19 protein-coding genes and 3 pseudogenes are annotated in these 21,719 nt (G+C 55.5%); 13 read left to right on the top strand and 9 right to left on the bottom strand.

Translation table 11 applies throughout. The features are described 5' to 3' along the window. Position 1: 1 nt before the first annotated feature. The 3 genes from ACEWZM_RS05060 to ACEWZM_RS05050 form a co-directional block, all read right to left on the bottom strand. Positions 2 to 1,090 (bottom strand): 4-oxalomesaconate tautomerase, encoded by a 1,089-nt coding sequence (locus tag ACEWZM_RS05060; RefSeq protein ID WP_414005401.1) that lies wholly within the window; start codon positions 1,088 to 1,090, stop codon positions 2 to 4. Positions 1,091 to 1,122: 32 nt separating this feature from the next. Then, positions 1,123 to 3,153: a tripartite tricarboxylate transporter permease gene (locus tag ACEWZM_RS05055; protein WP_414005400.1), complete on the bottom strand. Its 2,031-nt coding sequence runs from the start codon at positions 3,151 to 3,153 to the stop codon at positions 1,123 to 1,125. Positions 3,154 to 3,245: 92 nt separating this feature from the next. Beyond that, positions 3,246 to 4,322, bottom strand: a complete 1,077-nt coding sequence (locus ACEWZM_RS05050; protein WP_414005399.1) for a tricarboxylate transporter — start codon at positions 4,320 to 4,322, stop codon at positions 3,246 to 3,248. 149 nt (positions 4,323 to 4,471) lie between these two features. Between ACEWZM_RS05050 and ACEWZM_RS05045 the strand changes: the two genes are divergently transcribed. The 3 genes from ACEWZM_RS05045 to ACEWZM_RS05035 all read left to right on the top strand — a co-directional run bounded on the left by ACEWZM_RS05045 (position 4,472) and on the right by ACEWZM_RS05035 (position 7,719). Next, positions 4,472 to 5,143, top strand: a complete 672-nt coding sequence (locus ACEWZM_RS05045) for a response regulator (protein WP_414005398.1) — start codon at positions 4,472 to 4,474, stop codon at positions 5,141 to 5,143. Beyond that, positions 5,140 to 6,525 (top strand): ATP-binding protein, encoded by a 1,386-nt coding sequence (locus tag ACEWZM_RS05040; protein ID WP_414005397.1) that lies wholly within the window; start codon positions 5,140 to 5,142, stop codon positions 6,523 to 6,525. Before ACEWZM_RS05045 ends, ACEWZM_RS05040 begins: the two co-directional genes overlap by 4 nt. Before the next feature lie 234 nt (positions 6,526 to 6,759). After that, positions 6,760 to 7,719 carry a bifunctional helix-turn-helix transcriptional regulator/GNAT family N-acetyltransferase gene (locus ACEWZM_RS05035; protein WP_414005396.1) on the top strand — a complete coding sequence of 320 codons (960 nt, stop codon included), beginning with the start codon at positions 6,760 to 6,762 and terminating at the stop codon, positions 7,717 to 7,719. Between the two features lie 5 nt (positions 7,720 to 7,724). On the opposite strand, the gene ACEWZM_RS05030 is transcribed toward ACEWZM_RS05035, so the two are convergent. Then, a complete protein-coding gene (locus ACEWZM_RS05030) occupies positions 7,725 to 8,012 on the bottom strand; it encodes a hypothetical protein (RefSeq protein ID WP_414005395.1) in 288 nt (95 codons plus the stop codon). Beyond that, positions 8,005 to 8,259 (bottom strand): hypothetical protein, encoded by a 255-nt coding sequence (locus tag ACEWZM_RS05025; protein ID WP_414008084.1) that lies wholly within the window; start codon positions 8,257 to 8,259, stop codon positions 8,005 to 8,007. The genes ACEWZM_RS05030 and ACEWZM_RS05025 overlap by 8 nt, the downstream gene beginning before the upstream one ends. Here ACEWZM_RS05025 and ACEWZM_RS05020 point away from each other — a divergent pair. From ACEWZM_RS05020 to ACEWZM_RS04985, 8 genes and pseudogenes are all read left to right on the top strand, one after another. Further along, positions 8,200 to 8,529: pseudogene (locus ACEWZM_RS05020) on the top strand (hypothetical protein). The gene ACEWZM_RS05025 and the pseudogene ACEWZM_RS05020 sit on opposite strands and share 60 nt — an antisense overlap. Continuing rightward, positions 8,520 to 8,714, top strand: a complete 195-nt coding sequence (locus ACEWZM_RS05015; protein ID WP_414007959.1) for a hypothetical protein — start codon at positions 8,520 to 8,522, stop codon at positions 8,712 to 8,714. The pseudogene ACEWZM_RS05020 and the gene ACEWZM_RS05015 overlap by 10 nt, the downstream one beginning before the upstream one ends. Continuing rightward, on the top strand, positions 8,714 to 9,280 hold the full coding sequence (locus ACEWZM_RS05010) for a TRAP transporter small permease (RefSeq protein WP_414005394.1): 567 nt from the start codon (positions 8,714 to 8,716) through the stop codon (positions 9,278 to 9,280). Before ACEWZM_RS05015 ends, ACEWZM_RS05010 begins: the two co-directional genes overlap by 1 nt. 11 nt (positions 9,281 to 9,291) lie before the next feature. Then, positions 9,292 to 9,441, top strand: a pseudogene (locus ACEWZM_RS05005) (TRAP transporter large permease); the annotation flags it as partial. Positions 9,442 to 9,538: 97 nt separating this feature from the next. Beyond that, entirely contained in the window at positions 9,539 to 10,111 is a 573-nt protein-coding gene (locus tag ACEWZM_RS05000) for a TRAP transporter large permease subunit (RefSeq protein ID WP_414005393.1), read from the top strand. A gap of 11 nt (positions 10,112 to 10,122) precedes the next feature. Next, a complete protein-coding gene (locus tag ACEWZM_RS04995) occupies positions 10,123 to 10,308 on the top strand; it encodes a TRAP transporter large permease subunit (RefSeq protein WP_414007958.1) in 186 nt (61 codons plus the stop codon). Between the two features lie 33 nt (positions 10,309 to 10,341). Next, positions 10,342 to 11,419 (top strand): annotated as a pseudogene (locus ACEWZM_RS04990) (IS3 family transposase). A gap of 68 nt (positions 11,420 to 11,487) precedes the next feature. Then, positions 11,488 to 12,285, top strand: coding sequence for a 23S rRNA (adenine(2030)-N(6))-methyltransferase RlmJ (locus tag ACEWZM_RS04985; protein WP_414005392.1), 798 nt, complete (start codon positions 11,488 to 11,490; stop codon positions 12,283 to 12,285). 139 nt (positions 12,286 to 12,424) lie between these two features. Here the strand turns inward: ACEWZM_RS04985 and ACEWZM_RS04980 are convergent, their stop codons facing one another. The 3 genes from ACEWZM_RS04980 to ACEWZM_RS04970 form a co-directional block, all read right to left on the bottom strand. Continuing rightward, a complete protein-coding gene (locus ACEWZM_RS04980; RefSeq protein WP_414007957.1) occupies positions 12,425 to 12,757 on the bottom strand; it encodes a sulfotransferase in 333 nt (110 codons plus the stop codon). Positions 12,758 to 13,213: 456 nt separating this feature from the next. Beyond that, a complete protein-coding gene (locus tag ACEWZM_RS04975; RefSeq protein WP_414005391.1) occupies positions 13,214 to 14,785 on the bottom strand; it encodes a 2-isopropylmalate synthase in 1,572 nt (523 codons plus the stop codon). A gap of 461 nt (positions 14,786 to 15,246) precedes the next feature. Continuing rightward, on the bottom strand, positions 15,247 to 16,716 hold the full coding sequence (locus ACEWZM_RS04970; RefSeq protein ID WP_414005390.1) for an MORN repeat-containing protein: 1,470 nt from the start codon (positions 16,714 to 16,716) through the stop codon (positions 15,247 to 15,249). Between the two features lie 170 nt (positions 16,717 to 16,886). On the opposite strand from ACEWZM_RS04970, the gene ACEWZM_RS04965 reads away from it, so the two are divergent. Then, positions 16,887 to 18,545, top strand: a complete 1,659-nt coding sequence (locus ACEWZM_RS04965; protein WP_414005389.1) for an NAD+ synthase — start codon at positions 16,887 to 16,889, stop codon at positions 18,543 to 18,545. A 72-nt stretch (positions 18,546 to 18,617) separates the two neighbouring features. Here ACEWZM_RS04965 and ACEWZM_RS04960 read toward each other — a convergent pair whose 3' ends face one another. Beyond that, positions 18,618 to 20,135: a diguanylate cyclase gene (locus ACEWZM_RS04960; protein ID WP_414005388.1), complete on the bottom strand. Its 1,518-nt coding sequence runs from the start codon at positions 20,133 to 20,135 to the stop codon at positions 18,618 to 18,620. A gap of 195 nt (positions 20,136 to 20,330) precedes the next feature. On the opposite strand from ACEWZM_RS04960, the gene gltX reads away from it, so the two are divergent. After that, positions 20,331 to 21,656: a glutamate--tRNA ligase gene (gene gltX, locus ACEWZM_RS04955; RefSeq protein ID WP_414005387.1), complete on the top strand. Its 1,326-nt coding sequence runs from the start codon at positions 20,331 to 20,333 to the stop codon at positions 21,654 to 21,656. Positions 21,657 to 21,719: the final 63 nt, after the last annotated feature.

Genomic DNA, 21,719 nt, shown 5'->3' with positions numbered 1-21,719 from the left:
ATCAGTGACCTTTCCAGACACTTTGGGGCACGTAAACCCGGCCATCCGCTAGCTTGCGGGCTGTCCGCAAAAGGCCAGCGGAATTCAGGCTGAAACCATTGTTCATCTCAAAATCCACCAGCACCTCGATTGTGCCAGAGGCATGTTCCAGTACCACATTGGCAGGGCTCTCACTGGGACGCTTCAACAGACCGTCGGCCACAGTGCCGGGGGTCAGCGCACAGGATGCGAGGCATTGTGCGCCGGTCACCGCCATTGAGGGATGTGTGTTCCAGGGCATGAAATAACGGGTGCAGATGGTGCCGCCGTCTTTTGCTGGTGCCAGGAGGCCGAACTTGGGCGTAACGGATTTCGACACATCCCCCATGCCCATCGCCGCGCCGGCCTGAAGCCGTATGGATTCCATACGGTCAAAGAAGTCTTTATGATTGTTCAGTTCCTGCACCGTCTCATAGCCCGTGAGGCCAAAGTCGGCGGCTCGTGCGATGGCCATGGGCATCGCCACGTCCATGCAGGTGACCTCGATCCCATCAAAACTGTCGCGCAAGTTGTCTGTCGGCAGGAAAGCCCCGGTGGAAGACCCCACCACACCCATAAAGTTCAACGCAATGGGCGCGGCGGTCCCCGGCACGCCAGCAATTTCTGTTAGGCCATCATATTGCATGGCACCCCCGGGCGTCTGGACCCGCGCCAAAACCTGTGCTCCGGTATTGACTGAGCGAATCTTGATCTCAGTCTCGTCACCTCTGGGCTTTACCAGCCCCATCTCGATTGCCGCCGGGCCGACGCCAGACAGGATGTTACCGCATGTGGGCTTGAAATCTACCAGCCTGTCCTCGACCGAGACCTGTGCGAAGAAATAGTCCACATCTGCCCAGTCATCGTCGGATAGCGACAGCATGGCGACCTTGGTGGTTACAGCCACGCCGCCGCCGATGCCATCTATATTGATTGGATGACCAGACCCGAGGGCGGTCAGCAAGACCGCGGCAAGGGTCTCTTGTTCTGCGGGCAGGTCGGCTCGGTTGAAATACGGCCCGCGTGAGGTGCCGCCGCGCATGAAGACATAGGGTATGCCTGTCTGTGTCATGTCATTGTCTCCTGGGAATTACGTCAGCGGCTTCATTTCAGGGGCCATGGTAGATCGACGGCGTCTTGAAGAAGACCCGGAGGGAAGTCGCGGTTCAACGCGCCGGCCATGACGCACATCAGGGCAATACCAGCGGCGGCCAGGATCAGAGTTTTTGGCCATGGGGCTTGGGCACGAACCCGAAGGAACGAGATCAGGAAACCGCAAAGTGCAAGGATGAAGCCCAGAAAATACGTCGTTACGATCAGGCCCACGAACCAGGCCAAGGTGCTCCAGAGGCCATAAGGCGCGTCTGCGTCCTCGCCCGCCAGTTCCTTGTCGGCAAAGATTGCATCGGTTTCAGGGCGTAGGATCATCTGTACAAGCAGGATCAGAAGGGCAGCAAGCGTAATGCCTCCGATCACCAATGGCACAATCTTGTCGGTCATATTGTACTCTGGGATCATGTTTGCGTTGATCAGAGCCGCGACGACATAGGCCGAGATCACCAACAGGAAAATCAACGGCGCACGCTTGGATCCGGATTGTACGTCACCCTCAGCCATAATCGATTTCGCCTGACGCAGACCCAGAACCACGGAAACGAGAGTCACGACCAGCAGTACGATCACTATGGGGGAGAACAGATAGTCCATTCCCTCTTCAAAGGATTTGCGAAAGCGGAACGATGCGATCTGGAATGCCTGGTTAGAGAATTTCTCAACCGGGTTGGACAGAACAAAGCCAATTAGGAAAGCCGGGCGAGACCAGTCAAAACGGCGCAAGAAAATGCCGATCAAGCCAATCACGAACAGCGCGAGGATGTCCTCGAAGTTCTGACCTGACTGGAACGCCGCAAAGCTGATCAGCATAAAGAGAAAGGGTGCGAGGTAGGTGAAGCGTATCGTTGTCAGTTTTGCGATACCGCCCGACGCCGCGATGCACAAAAGCGTACCAACAACATTCGCAAGCGCCAGCAGCCAAACGATGGAATAGGTGATATCCAGATTGTCACGCAGCATAGAAGGGCCGACTTCGATGTCGCCCGAACCCAAGAGCGCAATCGCACCGATGAAGATCGCCATCGATCCGGAGCCGGGGATGCCGAACAGCAATGTCGGCACCAGCCCGCCGCCTTCTTTGGCGTTGTTAGAGCTTTCCGGACCAACTACACCACGGATCTCGCCTTTGCCGAAGTTTGATTTGTCCTTGGTTGTCTGCACCGCGTGGCCATAGGCGATCCAGTCCACAACTGAGCCACCAAGGCCGGGGATTACACCAACCACAACGCCGATCAGGGAACAGCGCAGAGAGAGCCATTTATTTGCGAACCAATCGCGTACGCCATCACCCCAGCCCGCGCCCAGGGTGGCGTCCTTTGCGATTGCGCGGTCCTGTCGCAGCAGCGAGATGATTTCCGGCACGGCAAAGATGCCGAGGCCCACGATCACCAGTTTCAACCCGTCTGTAAGGTATGGGATATCATAGGAGGCCATGCGCAAACTGCCACCGGCATCGGCCTCACCAATGGTGCCAATCAGCATGCCGAGACCGGCCGCCGCCAGACCTTTCAGCGCCACACGCCCGGCCAAAACGGCCACCATCGATAGGCCGAGAACCGAAATCATCAACATTTCCGGCAGGCCAAAGGCCAGCACCAGCGGCCGTGCCACCACGATGAACATCGTAAGGAATGCTGCGCCGACCAAGCCGCCGAATAGCGAAGATGTAAACGCCGCCGACAGCGCTCGTGCTGCTTGCCCCTTTTTCGCTAGTGGAAAGCCATCCAGCACCGTCGCCTGTGATGCTGACGATCCGGGGATACCCATCAGCACCGATGCAAAAGTGTCGGATGTTGGTACAACGGCCACCATCCCGACCATCAGGGCAAGGCCCAGCACCGGATCCATGCCAAACATGAACGGCAACAGCAACGAAAGGCCCGCGATGCCGCCGAGGCCGGGGAATACACCAACAGCCAGCCCCATCACGACCCCAAGCACGAGGTACCCTAGGACAGAAGGTTGCAAAATCATGGCCCATGCCTGGCCAAGCGCAGGTAGGGCGGTGGCGAATAGGTCCATCGCACCGGCTTTCGTAAGAGTAGATTTTCAGAAGGATAAGCTGCGGCCCCAGCGCCGTATTAGGTTCGGGGCAGGGCCGCTATGTAAGGCGCTTACTTCAGCGATACGCCATATGCATCCTGCAACCAGCTGGTCACAAATGCTTTGGCTTCGGATGACACGGTTGTGCCAGTCGTTGTCGCGTTTTTGGCACCGTTGCCGACAAACACTTCGTATTTCCCTACGCGTTTGGCGGCGATTTCTGGAAAATCTTCGCGCTTGCGTACAGCATCAAAAGCGCTCGCAAAGGTGTCGCGGACATCATCTGGGGTGCCTGCAGGCAGGAATGCAATTTTCTGAACTGGGAAGCCTGCGACGAAGAATGCTTTCCAAGCGTCCCAGGCTTCACCGGAGGTATCACAACCGTCGGTCGCTTCACAGACTTCTTTAAAGGTCGGGATGTCGGGGAAAGTCGGGTCGCGCATGATGTTGCCATCAGTATCTAAAGCGCCCCAAGTCATCATGGGCACAGCCTTGCCTTGCGCGACCAGATCAGCAGAAGATCCGAGATAGCCAGAGGAGGTTTGATAGTCGATCGTTGCTTCGCCGCGTTCGAACATCAGGCGGCCGTCTCCACGCCCTTTGATCCCGAATACGGGCTCCACGTTCATACCCAGCATTTCCCAGGCAAGCAGCGGCACCAGATCAAGACGGGTGGCTCCTTGCGAACCGTAGATGAAATCTACCTCCTTGAGGCCGTTCGCGGAACCGTCGAACTTCGCGCCGTCATCTGGATTTAGATATGCGACACCACCGGTGCCCGAGGCCATAACCGGGGTCCAGTCAGTGTATTCGTAGCGCACACGTGGGTCACCCAGCAAATAGGGGAACTGAGTTGAACCCGAGGTTCCAAAGAGCAGCGTTCCATCTTCATGTTCTTGTTCTTGAAACCAATTGGCTCCTTTGGTTGATCCAGCACCGGGCATAAACTTCACCACAACAGTGGGGTTGCCGGGCAGCTCTTCGGATAACAGTGGCGCAAAGAAGTTGGCCCACTTTGCGGATCCGCCGGTTTCCGAAAATGGAATGATCCATTCGATTGTCTTACCGGACATATCGACGTCTGCCAGTGCAGGTGAGGCCAGAAGTGCGGCTGCTGCAACCGAAGTTGCAAGTTGCTTGATGGTCATTGGTTTCCTCCCGTAGACCTGAAACGCCAGGCCGTCGGCCCAATGTTCCATCTATTCTTAACTAAAGGGATGTGATTCCCTCCTCCAACATCAGCACCTTGCTCTCTCAACCTTGCGTGAAACTTGCGAACTATGACAAAGAAGTAGCCATGCGTATCGCCGTAGTCGAAGACAACACAGCATTGGCCCACGGAATTGCCTTCCGTCTGCGGGATCGCGGCCATGCGGTTGACCTGTTGCATGATGGAGCGGAGGCGGACCATTTTTTGGCACAGGAAGGCGCGGATCTGGTGGTGCTGGATCTGAACTTGCCGGGTATGGACGGGATTGAAGTCTTGCGTGCCCTGCGCAGGCGCGGTGATGGGACACCGGTGATCTTGCTCACGGCGCGATCCGACACTGCTGAACGCGTGACCGGGTTGGACGCTGGGGCAGATGACTACCTGACGAAACCTTTCGAGATGGACGAGTTGGAGGCGCGTTTGCGTGCCATGGCCCGTCGCAAAAACCTTGAACTTAATGCGCGCGACACACTCGGCTCACTGGTTTTTGACCGCACGTCGCGCCAATTGCTGCAAGACGAACAGCCGCTTGATATCCCGCGCAAGGAAGTCGCCACACTGGAGTGTCTTCTGGAACGGCGCGGGCGAATTGTTTCAAAGGCGCAGCTTATTACTCATGTCTATGGCACCGGGTCCGACGCAGAGGAGAGCGCGATCGAGCCACATGTCTCACGCCTGCGCAAACGGCTCACGCCCTTTGGTATCAAGATCAAGACAGCGCGTGGCCTTGGCTACATGCTTGAGGTTTCCACCCCATGAAATCCATGTCGCTACGCCTGCGGCTATTTCTGGTGATATTGCCGCCTTTGTTGGTGGTCTCAGTGCTGTTAGGTCTTTGGCGATTTGAAGTGGCGCAGCGCACGTCCGAAGAACTCTTTGATCGTAGCTTGTTGTCTGCCGCCTTGGCGATTTCGCGCGATGTCGCGATCTCCGATGGTGATGCGCTGTCGCCAAGTACGCGACGCTTCATCTCCAATGCGGGCGAGGGAGAGGTATTTTATCACGTCACTGGTCCAGGTGGTATCTATATCACCGGATACGCCTATCCACCGCGCCCTGATACCGCCGTTGAACGCGATGTGCCGTTCTATTATGCGGCGAACTATCGCAGCGAAGAGGTGCGCGTTTTGCGCATGATCGAAAGCCGCACGATTGGCAATCTTTCTGGCGACTCGGTTGTAACCGTCTGGCAACGTGTGAGTGATCGCCGTGCCTTTGCTCACGTATTAGCCCTACGTGCCGCCGCTTTGATGGCAGCGCTAATGGCGGCGCTCGCATTGGTGGTCTGGTTTGGGGTGCAGATCGGCCTCAGGCCGCTGAATGACTTGCAAGACGCCATCCGGAAACGCTCTCCGGAAGATTTGGGAGCGATCCAGCGACCTGTTCCCAATGAGGTCGCGGGCATCGTTTCGACCCTCAACCGGCTGCTGGCTCAGGTGCAGAACAGCATTGAGGCACATCAGGCGTTTATATCCGATGCCGCGCACCAGCTCCGGAATCCGGCGTCAGCAGTGTTGGCTCTTGCGGAAACCTTGCCGGACGTAAGGGATTCAGCAGATCGCGATGCCCGCCAGATAGAGTTGATTGAAGCTGCCCGGACCTCTGCACGTTTGTCTGAACAGCTCCTTTCTCTGGAGCGACTACGCTACGAAGATGATAGCCTGCAGTCGTGCTTTGAACTCAACCAGGTGGTTGAGGAGGCCTGCCGCAATTTCGCACCAAAGGCTTTATCACGGGATCTGGATTTTGTGTTGAGCCCCGAAACTGGGACTTTGTGGGTAAATGGCAATCCTATTCTCATTGGCGAGGCGCTGACCAACTTACTGGAAAATGCGCTACTTCACGGTGGGAGTGAGATGACATCGATCACAGTGCATACCTGCCTTGATGATAGTTTGGCCCTTGTCACGGTACAGGATGACGGTCGTGGCATTCCCCTTGATCAGACTGAGACAGCGTTTCGTCGGTTTTCGCAGCTGGAAAATGGTGAGGGCACGGGCCTTGGCCTCGCGATTGTTGAGCAGGTCATGCAGCGGCACGATGGAGGGGTTGTATTAGAGAAGATTGAACACGGCACGAGCGTGCGCCTTCACTTGCCGCTCGCAACAGGTGACAAAAACTTTGACCCTATGAGTCTATAGAAAAACCTGACTACAAATCGCACTGCTAGGTCGTTTTTCGTGAGCAACCCACGCGCATACCGCTGTCCTATTCGCGTGCCCACCATCCCGTCTGCTGTGCCGGAATCATGTTCTGCGCTCGCGGGAGCTGAATCCGAACCTCTGACATCAACATCCGTTACAAACCCTATGAAGACAGGTTAAGAGCCGCACTTATCTGTAGCTTGGCTAGAAATTAAGTTGTATGATACAACTATGAATCGCACTATCCCCACACCGCGCATCGACGGAATGAGATCATCTGCACGCGCCATTGTGCGCGAACTTGGCTTTATGCAAAAGGGTTTGGCAGGCACCGAACTGTCTCCATCGGCCGTGCACGCCATTATTGAACTAGGGTATGGGACTGTTACGACAGCCACAGATCTGGGCGATCTATTGCATCTCGAAAAATCATCCGTCAGCCGTCTTGTGCAGAAACTCGCACAGGATGGTTTGATTGCGATTACAATGGATCTTTCTGACAAGCGATCCCGTCGACTGGCATTGACGATCGACGGGCAAAGGTTGCTGCGCGAGATTGAAAATTTTGGGCGGCAGCAGTTGAGATCCGCCTGTGATCAGCTCGTCGACAGTGACCTAGCCCAGATCGAAACGGGTTTAGTCTTGTTTGCAAAGGCACTGCGTGCTCAACGCCAGACAGCTGCAACCTCTGCGGCCAACGTCGAGGTTAGGCAGGGCTATTATCCCGGTGTCATAGCCTCGGTCGCATATCTGCATGCGTCTTACTACTCGGCAAATTACGGATTTGGTGCCGTCTTTGAGCGGAAGGTTGCAACAGAGATGTCAGAATTTATGAGTCGTATCGACAGGCCAATGAACACTACGTTTTCAGCCTATCGAGGTGATGAACCACTCGGCTCAGTTTCGCTTGACGGCGAAGATTTAGGCGAGGATGTCTGCCACTTGCGATGGTTCATCGTAAATCCCGCAGCACAAGGGTTGGGGATTGGTAATCTTCTGCTTCAGAGCGCTAGTTCTTTCGTGGATGAGCACAAATTTGAGAGTACTCGCCTTTGGACTTTTAAGGGCTTGGATGCAGCACGGCATCTTTATGAAAAGAATGGTTTTTCGCTGATACATGAGGCCGCAGGTAAGCAATGGGGCACTGAAGTGGTCGAGCAGGAGTTTGCCCGGCCACGAGGGTATTCATAATATTTTCAGATTTCACAGCCGACGCAATGGGTTGGAAATTCCGGCACAAAATGGTCGATCACAATTTTCTCACGGTGGCGTGTCAGCTGAGGAAGAATCTCTGGAAGATATTCTGCTTCACTGCGTAATTCGATGTGCCATCCCATCTTTTCAACGGCAGCGAGGGTTGCAGGCCATGCATCATAGTCGAACGCTGAGGCGGTGCGTACAAGGTTTAGCCTGACACCGATGATTCCCTTCCGATCCGGCTCTTGCAGCCAGCCGAGGTCTACTCGTGCCGTAGGATCAAGCACGGGCCACGCCTTTGAGGGTGACTGCCCTGTTAGATGCATAGTCTTCAAGCACCTGTAGCAAGTATCTATTGTTCAGTCCAAGAAGGCTGGGCTGAACCAACAAAGCACCATCAAGGCTGAATTTCTTTGAGAAGAAGAGATAGACCTGCCTTGGCTGTTCTCGGGTCGGGATCATGTCCGTCGGACCATGGCCACTGGTCTTGAAGACGCCATCCGTGATCGCATCGAAGACGTCGGCAATGTTCATGTCATCGGCGTCTACGAAAATGGCTTCCGCTATGTCATCAACACTCAGCGTTCTGTTTAGGAACCTTTTGATCTGAAAGGTCTGAAGATCAGAATTTCTGGCGGTAAGTCCCGTCAGGGCGTGTCCCAGCAGATGGGCGCGACACCGCAGAAAATGTCTTGGGGGAACCCTTTACAGCGCTTCAGTTTGGCGTGGCCGATGGGGCAGAAGCAGCCACGTATGGCTTCTAAGACCAGAAGCATTTCGAGGTCGCCAAGTACCTGTCTCTGACCTGTCATGTCCATACACCATCCTTCCTGCTCGCCTCACAGACCTTCATAGATAGCCTAACCGACGAGCAACGAGCGGTGTTCTCCGAGGTGGGCCGGGCCATCACCGATCAGGCCTATGAGACCTATGTCGACAGTCAGGGAGATGACTACCTCGCCATCGTTCGCGGTACAGCGAGTAATTGATGCTACGTTTCGTCGACAGAATTGCCGAGGCACTGGCGGTGCTCACCTTCACGGTGTCCTTGGCGTCTATCTTCCTGAATGCCCTCAACCGCTATCTGGTGCTGGGTCTTCTCAGGGACTGGGCGAAAGAGAATGAGAGCTTTCGCCCGACCTATTTCGTCATCCGTGATGCCCTTGGCAGCATTGTTGTCACCGCTGACGAAGTCCCCGGCCTTTGGCTGGTCCGGGTGGCCTTTCTTGGAGCCTATATTGCCAGGCGCAAAGAAGGCCATATCGCCTTTGATATGTTCGTTGACGCACTGTCGCAAAAACGGCGCAGATTTGATGAAGAGCTCAACACCGTCATTATTGCCGGTTTTCGGGTGCTGCTGTTCTGGCCGTCCATACGAATGATCCGCGTATCTGGCGCTACGGAGATCGAGACCGCAGAGATTTTCCTGGGCTGGTTTATGCTCATCTTGCCGATCGCCGCCATTCTGCAGTGCACCGCAGCGTTGAGCTGGTTCCTAAAGCAGCCGGAGGGTCGGTGGTGGCCCGGCTTGTTGTTTTTGTTCTGTTCGCTCTGATCTGCTTCGGAATGCCCATCGGTTTTGCACTGATGATCTCGGCGACAATTGCCATGGTCTTCTCCAGGACTGATCTGATCATGGCTCCGATCCAACTGTTCTCCGGTGTGAACAAAGTGGTGCTGCTCGCGATCCCTCTCTTCATCTTCATGGGAGAATTGATGGCGGCGACTTCGATTCCAGATCGGATCATAGGACTGGCACGTGCCTTGGTAGGATGCGCGGTGAGCTCTCGCGCATGTAAACGTTGTGACCTCGATGTTCATGGCGGAAATGTCAGGATCTGCCGTTTCCGATGTTGCTGTGATGTTGAAGATCTTCGTCCCGTCGATGGAGAAACAGGGCTATCCACGCATGTTTTCGGCGTCCGTGAGGGCGACGAGCGCGACATTGGGGATCATCATTCCACCGTCTATTCCAATGGTCCTCTATGGTATGACCACCAATACGTTGATCAAGGATTTATTCCTGGCCGGCATTGTCCCAGGGGTGTTTCTGGGCGGCGTATTCGTGATTACTAGCTACATTTTTGCCCACAAAATGGGGCACGCCGTTGATGAGCGGTTTGAAGTCGCGCGTCTGGGCGCAGCATTTTATGGGGCTACCGTTACATTGCTTATTCCGGTTCTGGTCGTTGGTGGTCTGATCGGGGGTTTTGTCACCCCCACAGAAGCCGCGACTTTGGGTGTGGTTGCAGCACCTATTTATGGCTGGCCAATCCGTCGGGATCTGGACGTGCAGAAGGTCTATTCACTGGCGTCGGCCACGGTCCGTCGAATTTCTGTCGTTATGATGATTATTGCCGACTCTGCAGTTCTTGGGCAGTTTTAGCGAATGAGCAACTGCCTCAGAAAATCGCAAGTGGTCTAGGTAGGCTGACAGGCAACTACATCCTGCGAATGTTGTTGATCGATATCTTCCTTCTCTTCCTAGGGATGTTTTTGCACGCTTTGGCCGCGATTATCGTTGTCGTACCTATGCTACTGCCACTGGCGTTGACATGCTCCCCTGAAAAGTCCGCGATTTGAAGTTAGCCTGTTCTCCAAGCGAGGAGACAGGCGATGCGGAAAATCCGTTTCAGCGAAGAGCCGATTATTGGCATCCTTAAGGAGCACCAAGCCGGAATGGGGGCGAAGGAACTGTGCCGGAAGCACGGCTCAGCGATGGCACTTTCTACACATGGCGTTCGAAGTATGGCGGCATGGAAGTGTCCGAGGCCAAGCGGCTGAAGGCTCTGGAGGTCGAGAACGCCAAGCTCAGGAAGATGTTGGCCGAGCAGATGCTTGATGTGGCAACGCTGAAAGAGATCCGGTGTAAGGCGGAGAGCCGTGGACTGGGCCATGACAGAGAAGAACGACAACCAGCGGCGGGCCTGTGCCCTGGCCGGGATCGATCCGCGCGTCTATCGGCGTGGATCAACCAGGCCTGCGGACGCCGAGTTGCGAGAGAGGCCGAGGGAGGTGTCCAGCGAACGGCGGCGGCGTCGGCTGCACCTGCTGCTCGGCCGCGAGGGCTGGCAGGTGAACTGGAAGAAGCCCTACCGGATCTACCACGAAGAGGGGCTGAGCCTGCGCAAGCGCGGCGGGCGAAACCGCGCCATTGGGACGCGTGCGACCATGGCGATCCCGCAAGGGCCGAACCAGAGATGGTCGCTGGACTTCGTCGCGGACAGTTTGTCTGATGGCCGCCGTTTCCGGGTGCTCTGCGTCATTGACGACTTCAGTCGGGACTGCCTGGCTGCGGTCGTGGACACCTCACTTCTCCGGCCAGCGGGTTGCCCGTGAGCTCGACAATATCGCTCGAACGCGTGGCTATCCCTGCATGGTGGTCAGCGATAATGGGACCGAACTGACGTCGAATGCCATTCTAAAATGGCAGGAAGATCGGAAGGTGGAGTGGCATTACATCGCGCCAGGCAAGCCAATGCAGAACGGCTTTGTAGAAAGCGTCAACGGCCGCCTCCGGGACGCGTGCCTCAACGAGCACTTGTTCGCCAACCTGCGCCACGCCCGAGAGCTGATCGCGGCCTGGCGTGACGATGACAATCACCATCGCCCACATACGAGCCTCGACGGGCTCACCCCGTGGGAGTATCATCAACGGTCAGTAGAGGACCAAACCCTGAACAGAGCGAACTAATAACCGAGGACGCTGCGGGCAGCACGTCAGGGCTTTTGTCTGTTAGTTTTTGCCGCTAGAGGGCTGGGATGCTGTCATACCAACATATCTACCACGCCGGTAATTTAGCTGATGTTCAGAAACACGCGCTTCTGGCGCGTATGCTGGAGTATCTGACCCGCAAGGACAAACCGCTCAGCTATATTGAGACGCATGCCGGGCGCGGGCTCTATCAGTTGGATGCTGCGGAGGCAGTTAAAACAGGTGAGGCCGAGGCCGGTATCAACCGGCTTCTGGATCAGGCTATGTTGGTAGAAGGGCACCCACTGGCGGTTGCTATTGCCAAGACACGCGAGGCACATGGTGCCGCGGCCTATCCCGGATCTCCGCTGATCGCCGCACATTTGTTGCGTGGGGATGACAGCCTGCACTTTGCCGAATTGCACCCACAGGAAAACATGGCTCTGCGTCAAGCCTTGCGGTCCCAAGGCGCGAATGTGCATCAGCAGGATGGGTTTGAGCTGGCGCAATCATTGGCTCCACCTACGCCCCGAAGAGGGATGCTGCTGATTGATCCCAGTTATGAGGTGAAGCGTGACTACGCACAGATTCCCGGCCATATCGCTAAGCTGCACCGCAAGTGGAACGTGGGTGTCATTGCGCTTTGGTATCCGATCCTGACCGACGGCCCGCATAAGACCATGCTGTCGGCCTTGGAGGCGCAAGACCTACCGGGTGCATTGCGCCATGAGGTCCGCTTTCCACCCGCCCGCAAGGGGCACCGAATGGTTGGATCCGGTATGTTTGTAGTGAACGCCCCTTATGGGACCAAGGAAGAGGCGGATCGGATAGATCAGATATTTCATAATTTAGAAAACGCGAACTAATCGCCTCACGATCTGTCTCGTATCTCCCATCCACCTAAGGCTTCGATCAGGGGAGCAAGTTGATTCTCAAAGTGACGCCACTTGCCCAGCCCCGCTTTGTTTATTCCATCTCTCACTTGTATAGCCGATGCTGTTTGAATTAATCCTTCCGCGGCCTCCGTGCGGAGGCGTTCTCTAGATCAAGGTTGGACAAGATCGTTCTCAATTCGTCTTCGGGGGCGTCAACGAGTTTGCGGTAGGATTGTACATGCAGTCTCGGGCCAAGTTTGAGCGTGTAGTCATCGAGACAGGCAAAGCTCGCTCTTATTATGTGCCCGATCCATTCATGGCGGTTGATATAGTAATGGCCTGAGCTGAAATTATTGGAGAACAGCGACAGTCCCACATCAAGCGCGTGGCGCGTCTGGAATATGAACTTGGCTTCAGGTAGGATCGTGCGTGCAAAGCCCGTTTCGAATAGGTTCTGCGGCAGTGAGTTTTTTCTCCGAGTTGTAAATAACGGGAACCAAGTTTACCCCATGCGGTTGGGACTTCCGGCTAAGTTTCTGTGACCGCCTTAAGAACCTGGGCATCTTTATCTGGTTCTTCCAAGCCAAAATAGCAGTCGGCAACCAAGTCAAGTAGTTCAGCGTTTGGATCACTGGGTGATATCAGTGGTCGCAGAGAAATCAGCAAATCCTTATAACGACCGGATTTTAGATGCGATTGAAAGATGGCTCTGCAAGATTGCTTGGTCAAATAAGTCTGAGAACCGTGCCGGATGGTCATGTGGCACCAATCAGTTGATACGGTTCTAAAGGTTTTAAAATATCATTATGCAGTCTGAAATTGAAATAAGTGTGAACTAAATTCCAAAAGCCTAAGGTGAAAATAAAAAGGGCCCGCGACTTATCAAAGCTGCAGGCCCTTTTTTAAATATATTTAGCGCTCAGGTGATGTCCTTATAGGAAATCTCACGCGTGTCAGCGCCTGCGCCCATCTTGTCGCGGCGGACAATCAGCCGGTTCAGTGCGCCAACGTAGGCAGCGGCTGAGGCCACCACCGTATCGGTGTTGGCACTCTCACCTGTCGCGATTACGCCGTTCTCCTCCAACCGGACAGATACTGTGGCCTGCGCGTCGGTACCTTCGGTCACTGCATGTACTTGATATAGTTGCAGATGTGCTGAGTTCGGGTGGATCTTGCGGATTGCCTTAAAGGCGGCATCAACTGGGCCGTCACCCTCGGCGGTCTCGCTCACGTCCTGACCGTCGACTTCCATCTCGATGGTCGCCTCAGCCGGGCCGCCAGTGCCGCAGACCACTTTCATCGACACGAGCTTTAGATGGTCATCGTCATCACCACTGGCACGCATCAGCGCGATGATGTCGTCGTCAAACACCTCTTTCTTGCGGTCAGCCAGTTCTTTGAACCGTACAAACAGATCCTTGAGCTGGTTGTCGCCCACCTCAAACCCGAGCTGGCCCAGCTTGTCACGCAAAGCGGCGCGGCCAGAGTGTTTCCCGAGGGGCAGGGAGGTGCCAGATAGACCTACGTCTTCGGGACGCATGATTTCAAAGGTCTCTTTGTTCTTCAGCATTCCATCCTGATGGATCCCACTTTCGTGGGCAAAGGCGTTTTTGCCGACGATTGCCTTGTTGAACTGCACGTTGAACCCGGAAACCGTGGCGACCCGACGCGAGATATGCATGATCTTCTTGGTGTCGATATTGGTCGACCACGGCATTATGTCATTGCGCACCTTCAGCGCCATGACGACCTCTTCCAGTGCGGTGTTGCCTGCACGCTCGCCAAGTCCGTTGATCGTGCACTCAATCTGGCGTGCGCCGCCCGCGACCGCGGCCAGTGAGTTCGCGGTCGCCATGCCAAGGTCGTTGTGACAATGGGTGGCAAAAATTACGTCATCTGCACCGGGCACGGTTTCAATCAGCCGCTTGATCAGATCTGCGCTTTCCATTGGTGCGGTATAACCAACAGTATCGGGAATATTGATGGTCGTGGCACCAGCCTTGATGGCGATCTCGATCACCCGGCAGAGATAGTCCCATTCCGTCCGGGTGGCATCCATTGGTGACCATTGCACATTGTCCACCAGATTACGGGCATGGGTGACCGTCTCGTGGATCTTATCGGCCATCTCATCCATTGTGAGATTCGGGATAGCGCGATGCAGTGGCGAGGTGCCAATAAAGGTGTGAATGCGCGGCTGGGCGGCTTTCTTCACCGCTTCGGCGCAGCGATCAATGTCTTTGAAATTGGCCCGTGCAAGACCGCAGATCACAGATTTACGCGAGCGCTCGGCGATCTCGCTTACCGCTTTGAAATCACCTTCAGAGGCGATCGGAAAGCCCGCTTCGATGATATCGACGCCCATATCGTCAAGCAGCTCGGCGATTTCCAGCTTTTCATCATGGGTCATGGTTGCGCCGGGGCTCTGTTCGCCATCACGCAAAGTGGTGTCGAAGATCCATACGCGATCTTTGTCAGGTGCAGCTGTCATGTTGGTATCTTTCTTGTCTGTCCTAAAATCCAATCCTTGGCGCGCAAGCTTTCCCCTCTGAGCGGGCGCACCGGATGGCACGCTCAGAGGCGGATTAGGATCAGTAGGGCGCGCAGATCTGCACCGCGCTGGGCGGTGGCAAAGCAAGGGATATCTGCGCGCAAAGTCATAGTGCAGTTTTATACAGAGCCAAAGGCGAATGGAAAGACAGAAAGTGACGAGAAAGGAGTAAAGCCTGTGACTGTCGCCGATTGGTCCTTATCAAACACAGGGCAACGCGAGATCAAACACTGGGCAACGCCAGAAGTGATAAGCCTAGAAACGCGCACACAAAAAGAGCGCGACCTCAGTCGAGGCGCGCGCTCTGGTTGGTTTGTCTGATTAGCAAGCACTCGCAATCGCGCTGAGGTCTTAGGACATTGACATTGCAATCAATGGTGATCGCGGGCGATTGCTGTAAATCAGTTACTGGCGCTGTCGCCATCTGTCGTCGATACATCACCACTGTCTTGGTTCGTCGCTCCAGTGGTTTTCAAGGCACCATTCTCCCAAGTGCCCTCGGCACTTTGTCCGCTGGCGTATCGCATAACGCCGGGGCCTTGACGTTTGGAGTTGAGGAAACTGCCTTCGTAGACATCGCCATTGGCATATGTTGCAACACCCTCGCCACTGATTTTCCCCTCGGTCCAGTCTCCTTCGTAGCTGAACCCGTCGGTCATGGCGATTTTCCCGGTTCCATGTCGCTGGCTATCGGCAAAGTTGCCAGTATAGATCGATCCATCGGGGTAGGTGACAACCGCGTCACCGTCGCGTTGACCGTTTTTCCAGCCGCCTTCATAGCGGTATCCGTCAGGATAGGTCATGACGCCCTGGCCGTGGTTTTTGGCATTCTGAAATTCACCGATATACACCAGCCCATTGGGGTAGGTCGTGGTACCTTTACCCTCGATCACACCAGCAACCCAATCGCCCTCGTAGGTCGAACCATCGGGGTAGGTGATTTTGCCAACACCATCGGCGAGGTCATCGCGGAATTGACCTTCGTAGACGGAGCCATCCGGATAGGTCACGCGGCCCTTGCCCTCGATCTGACCAGATAGCCATTCGCCTGAGTAGACATAGCCATCAGTCTTGGTGAATGTGCCTTCGCCGTGGCGAAGGTCATCCTCGAAATTGCCGATGTAAACGTCGCCATTGGCGTGGATCTGTTTGCCTTCACCCTGACGACGGCCGGCGACCAGCGGACCTTCATATATGTCACCATTGGGTTGGGTCAGAACGCCGGACCCATCCATTTGGTTGGCAGCCCAGTCACCTTCATAAACCAGCCCGTCTGGCATGATCAGCGTGCCGCTGCCGTCCAGCTGGCCATTGCGAACATCACCCTCGTAGGTCGCGCCATCGGGATAGGTGATCTTGCCTATGCCTTCTTTGCGACCGTCTACCCAGTCGCCGTCAAATTCATACCCACCGGGATTGCGCATTATGCCCTTGCCGTGATGCTTCGCATCACGAAAACCGCCCTCATAGCGCGCTCCATTGGCATAGACTGCAATACCCTGGCCATTGATTACGCCCTCAGACCATTCACCCTCATAGGTGCCTCCGTCGGCAAATGTGATCTTGCCCGCCCCTTCAGGCTTGCCCTTGGTGAATTCGCCCTCATAGACGGAGCCGTTGGGGAAACGCGCAACACCGCGGCCGCGGACTTCTCCATCGACCCAATCGCCGGTATATTCATAACCATTAGGTAGTTTGTATGTACCGGTTCCATGCTGCAAACCACCACGAAAGGTGCCTTCGTAGATGCCGCCGATTTCATCCTGCGTGGTCAGCACCTTGCCATCTTGGGCCAGTGCAGGGCTGCCAACCCCGGCAGCGCCAAGTGTCAGAGCAGAGGTCAGTAGAGCGGCGGTCGTGAAACGGGTCATGAAGAATCTGCTTGCCATAAGGAGAGCCAGAGTGTGGGCTTGTTGATCGGTTTGACAGGAAACTATGCCACAGCCGCCGCCGTCGCAATGTCTTTTGCCGTCATGGTCTTTCCCTCGGCGCATGATCTGTTTAATGGCAAGGGGCAGGAATATCGAAGGACGCAAGCAGGATGGCTGATCGTTTTCGCGTGACACTGGCCCAGTTGAACCCCACCGTCGGGGATCTGTTGGGCAATGCAAACAAGGCCCGCGAGGCTTGGGCTGCGGGTCGTGGTTCAGGCGCTGATCTGGTTGCGCTGCCTGAGATGTTTATTACGGGCTACAACACTCAGGATCTGGTGCTAAAGCCGGGTTTTTACCATGCCGCCATAGCCGAGGTTGAGCGATTGGCCGCCGATTGTGCCGATGGGCCTGCGCTGGCTATTGGATCTCCCTGGTTTGACGACGGCAAATTGTACAATGCCTATCTGATCCTCAAAGCGGGCAAGATCACCACACAGGTGCTGAAACACCATCTCCCCAATGCCACCGTTTTTGATGAGGTGCGGATTTTTGACGCCGGGCCATTGGGTGGTCCTTATGCCGTCGGCAACACCCGTATTGGTAGCCCGATCTGCGAGGATGGTTGGTATGAGGATGTGGCTGAAACCTTGGCCGAGACGGGCGCTGAATTTCTGCTGATCCCCAATGGCTCGCCTTATTTCCGCAACAAGATGGATGTGCGGTTCAATCACATGGTGGCTCGCGCGGTTGAGACCGATCTGCCGGTCATCTACCTCAATATGGTAGGGGGGCAGGACGATCAGGTTTTTGATGGCGGATCATTTGTGCTGAACCCCGGCGGTGCGCTTGCGGTGCAAATGCCGTTGCTGCAAGAAGATATCTGCCATCTGGATCTGGAACGCACCCCAGAGGGCTGGCGCGCTGTCGAAGGTCCAAAAGCAACGCTGCCCAATGAATGGGAGCAGGATTATCATGTGATGACCCTCTCTCTGCGCGACTACATGCGAAAGACCGGGTTCAAGAAAGTGCTGCTTGGTCTCTCCGGCGGCGTCGATTCTGCGATAGTTGCAACAATCGCCGTGGATGCGCTCGGGGCCGAAAATGTGCGCTGCGTGATGTTGCCATCGGAATTTACCTCGCAGGACTCGCTTGATGATGCCGAAGCAGTCGCCAAGGCGCTGGGCGTCCGCTACGACTATGTCCCAATTGCCGAAGGCCGCGCTGCGATCACCAATACGCTGGCACCGCTATTCGCAGGCACCGAACCGGGGTTGACCGAAGAAAACATCCAGTCCCGCCTGCGCGGGCTTTTGTTGATGGCGATGTCTAACAAATTTGGTGAGATGCTGCTGACCACTGGCAACAAATCAGAGGTCGCGGTGGGGTATGCCACAATCTACGGTGATATGGCCGGTGGCTATAACCCGATCAAGGATCTTTACAAAACCCGCGTGTTTGAAACATGCCGTTGGCGCAATGCGAACCATCGCGACTGGATGATGGGGCCGGAGGGCGAGGTTATTCGCACGACAGTTATTGATAAGCCACCAAGCGCCGAGCTGCGCGATGACCAGAAAGATAGCGACAGCTTGCCGGACTACCCCGAATTGGATGCGATTCTGGAGATCTTGGTGGATCAGGACGGCTCTATCGCTGATTGCGTTGCGGTTGGCTTCTCACGGGAAAACGCCCAACGTGTAGAGCACCTGCTTTACATCAGTGAATACAAACGGTTCCAATCGGCCCCAGGTGCACGGCTTACGCCACGTGCGTTCTGGCTGGATCGTCGCTATCCTATTGTAAACCGTTGGCGTGACCCAAGCTGATCCGGGAAGTGAGTTGGGGTTTCTGTGCATGAAAGCGTAGTGCCACGCGATATGCCTAACACTCAGCGGCTGCTATTTGCTGGAGAATGGGCCGCCTGCGGGGTCGGCCTCGCCGCAATCTACCACGCAGTTACGGCCGGCATTCTTGGCTGCATAGAGCGCGTGGTCCGCAGCATGCATGAGGTCCTGCGGCAGCAGGCCATCTTCGGGAAAGCTGGCAACCCCGATGGAGATCGTAACGCGCGGAAGCGTTCCTGAACCATACCGCAGGGTGATATCTTCAATCGCTCCGCGCAGGGCTTCACCCACTTCCATAGTCTGCTCTTTGTCGGTGTCAGGCAAGAAGATGGCAAATTCTTCGCCGCCCATCCGGCAGCAGACCTCACCGTTGTGAAACAGATCTTTCAGAGTGTCGCCAATCGCGCGCAGAACCATGTCACCGGCATCATGGCCGTGGGTGTCGTTGAAGGTTTTGAAACGGTCCGCATCAAAGCTGAGTATCCCAAGTTGGCTGGCCTTCCGGTCCGCCAGGGCTACTGCATTTCGCAGCTCTCCCAAGAAGTGTCGCCGATTATAGACACCGGTCAGAGGGTCACGGGTCGATTGGTCATGTAACTCGTCCCTTAGCCGCACATTTGCGATAGCAAGCGAGATGTGCTCGCCACAGCGTAGAGCGAGCCGATGTAGCGAAACTTTGCGCTTCGGGTCAGATTCGGGAGGAAACTTTACGTGCAACAAGCCGACGGTATTTCCATGGGCAACCACAGGAAAACACACATAATCCTCATGCGCATCGCTTTCGGGCTGGTCGTCGACATGGGAGCAGGCGAAAGCGATTTTATCCGCCGAATAGAGGTACTGCCGACCACGGCGTAGTGACCAACAGGAATCTGGGAAGATGTGATCATGCACATTGGCTCCGCCCCAGTGACATTTACCATCAAGCACGTCGCGCGAGTTGGAGTAGATATAGAGCTCTCCCTGCGAATGGGGAAACAGCCGCGCCATGAAGGTGCTGACAATACGAAACAACTCATCCTGCGATTTGCAGGAATGCAGCCATTCGTCCAGTTCCGATAACAGCTTGGCCTCTTCGCGCCAGGATTGCTCTGCCGCTAGTGTTTTGAGTGCTGTCAGTTCGGCCTCTTCGGCGGCCTGACGCGCTTTTGTCAGATCCCTTGCAGTGCGTTCGACTTGGGTTACATCCGTATAGCAGGTGACAAAACCGCCAGTAGATAACCGCCGGGTATCAATCTGCAACCGTCGGCCCGACGGCATTTTACGGGTGGCGGAAAACCGTTCTTTGTCAGAGTTGAAATCCTGCTCTGCCTGAGCGGCGCTATCTTCCGTTACATGGTTCAGTTTGACAGCGGTCGCAAAAAAATCTGCACGCGAGTAGCCTGGGTAGATGTCACCGTTCTGGAGCTCCAGAAGGGTGAGTAAACGCTCGTTGAATACCTGACAGTGCCCATCCTCGGTCCAGACCATTACGCCTTGGTCAAGTTTGTTCAGCACATCCATGAGGCGCGAATGCGACGGTTCGGATAGGTTCTCGGCCGATGATACTTGGCTTGGGATCATCTTATTCATGGGAGATCCCATTGTTTCGTACCAATTCAATTTTTTCTGATGCGACAGGCTGACACAGGAAGTCTGAATGAAATCTAAGTTCGCCAAGGAAAAACATGGACAGTTTGAAATGATTTTGGATTGATTGTGCGGGCCGCTCCACAACTGGACAAAACGCCGCCTATGTGAGATGGGCAGGGCAACAGGAGACTTGTGATGACAACCACCCGATTTGCCCCGTCGCCGACGGGTTATATCCACGTAGGCAACCTGCGTACCGCGCTGATGAACTATCTGATCGCCCGCAAGGCTGGCGGTAGTTTCATCCTGCGTATCGATGATACCGACCCAGAACGGTCGAAGGAAGTGTATGTCGATGCAATCAAGCAGGATCTTGAATGGCTGGGTTTGACTTGGGACCGGGTCGAGCGCCAGTCCGAGCGTCTGGACCGGTATGTTGCCGCAGCGGACAAACTGCGTGAGATCGACCGGTTCTATGAAGCGTTTGAAACTCCGGTTGAACTGGATCTGAAACGCAAGAAACAACTCAATATGGGTAAGCCGCCTGTCTATGACCGAGCCGCACTGGCGTTGTCTAATGACGAGAAAATAGCCCTGCGCGATGAACGTGGCAATGGTGTGTGGCGGTTTAAGCTAGACCACCAGCGGATTGAATGGACCGACGGCGTACTTGGCGATATTTCCATCGATGCGGCATCTGTATCAGATCCGGTGCTGATCCGGGGCGATGGGCAGTTTCTATATACATTGGCGTCGGTTGTGGACGACACAGAAATGGGCGTAACCCATGTTGTGCGCGGTTCCGACCACGTGACCAATACGGCGACACAGATTCAGATCATTGAGGCGCTGGGCGGCACGGTTCCGTCTTTTGCGCACCACTCGCTATTGACTGGACCACAGGGCGAGGCGCTGTCGAAACGCCTTGGCACGTTGGCCCTGCGCGATCTACGTGAAGCGGGTGTACAGCCGATGGCACTGCTTAGCCTGATGGCCCGGCTCGGCTCATCTGATCCGGTTGAGTTGCGTACAGAGATGTCTGAGCTGATCGAGGGATTTGACATCAATCGGTTTGGGGCTGCTCCGACCAAATTCGACGTCGAAGATCTCTATCCGCTGACCGCTCGTTACCTGCAGTCGCTGACGTTGGCGGATGTACAAAGCCATTTGGATACGCTAGACGTGCCTGCTGCCAAACAGGCTGCTTTCTGGGATATGGCCAAGGAAAACATCACCACGCTTAAGGATCTGGCTGGTTGGTGGGCTCTGTGCCGCGATGGTGCTGAGCCGTTGATCGCGGATGAGGACAAGGATTTCATCGCCGAGGCTATGGCTCTGCTACCCGACGGTCGCTATGACAGCGAGAGCTGGGGTAAATGGACTGCTGAGGTGAAGGCCAAGACCGGGCGCAAGGGCAAGGGGCTCTTCATGCCGTTGCGCAAAGCTGTGACGGGCATGGAACGTGGCCCGGATATGTCTGCGCTTCTGGCGTTGATGGAGGTCGTTCGTGCTCGTGGATGAGCGCGGAACCTTCTGCTGACACGGCGACGCCATGGCCGATTACTTGAGGCCGAGCCAATGAGA

It is taken from the genome of Phaeobacter cretensis (assembly GCF_047372505.1).
Lineage (GTDB): Bacteria > Pseudomonadota > Alphaproteobacteria > Rhodobacterales > Rhodobacteraceae > Phaeobacter > Phaeobacter cretensis.
The sequence above is the reverse complement of the archived record's forward strand: the minus strand, read 5'-3'. Positions and strand labels throughout refer to the sequence as shown.

Excerpts from the sequence above, each read along its gene's own strand:
- ACEWZM_RS05060 (WP_414005401.1), bottom strand. The coding sequence starts at position 1,090 with ATGACACAGACAGGCATACCCTATGTCTTCATGCGCGGCGGCACCTCA.
- ACEWZM_RS05055 (WP_414005400.1), bottom strand. The coding sequence starts at position 3,153 with ATGGACCTATTCGCCACCGCCCTACCTGCGCTTGGCCAGGCATGGGCC.
- ACEWZM_RS05050 (WP_414005399.1), bottom strand. The coding sequence starts at position 4,322 with ATGACCATCAAGCAACTTGCAACTTCGGTTGCAGCAGCCGCACTTCTG.
- ACEWZM_RS05045 (WP_414005398.1), top strand. The coding sequence starts at position 4,472 with ATGCGTATCGCCGTAGTCGAAGACAACACAGCATTGGCCCACGGAATT.
- ACEWZM_RS05040 (WP_414005397.1), top strand. The coding sequence starts at position 5,140 with ATGAAATCCATGTCGCTACGCCTGCGGCTATTTCTGGTGATATTGCCG.
- ACEWZM_RS05035 (WP_414005396.1), top strand. The coding sequence starts at position 6,760 with ATGAATCGCACTATCCCCACACCGCGCATCGACGGAATGAGATCATCT.
- ACEWZM_RS05025 (WP_414008084.1), bottom strand. The coding sequence starts at position 8,259 with ATGAACATTGCCGACGTCTTCGATGCGATCACGGATGGCGTCTTCAAG.
- ACEWZM_RS05010 (WP_414005394.1), top strand. The coding sequence starts at position 8,714 with ATGCTACGTTTCGTCGACAGAATTGCCGAGGCACTGGCGGTGCTCACC.
- ACEWZM_RS05000 (WP_414005393.1), top strand. The coding sequence starts at position 9,539 with ATGTTCATGGCGGAAATGTCAGGATCTGCCGTTTCCGATGTTGCTGTG.
- ACEWZM_RS04985 (WP_414005392.1), top strand. The coding sequence starts at position 11,488 with ATGCTGTCATACCAACATATCTACCACGCCGGTAATTTAGCTGATGTT.
- ACEWZM_RS04975 (WP_414005391.1), bottom strand. The coding sequence starts at position 14,785 with ATGACAGCTGCACCTGACAAAGATCGCGTATGGATCTTCGACACCACT.
- ACEWZM_RS04970 (WP_414005390.1), bottom strand. The coding sequence starts at position 16,716 with ATGACCCGTTTCACGACCGCCGCTCTACTGACCTCTGCTCTGACACTT.
- ACEWZM_RS04965 (WP_414005389.1), top strand. The coding sequence starts at position 16,887 with ATGGCTGATCGTTTTCGCGTGACACTGGCCCAGTTGAACCCCACCGTC.
- ACEWZM_RS04960 (WP_414005388.1), bottom strand. The coding sequence starts at position 20,135 with ATGAATAAGATGATCCCAAGCCAAGTATCATCGGCCGAGAACCTATCC.
- gltX (WP_414005387.1), top strand. The coding sequence starts at position 20,331 with ATGACAACCACCCGATTTGCCCCGTCGCCGACGGGTTATATCCACGTA.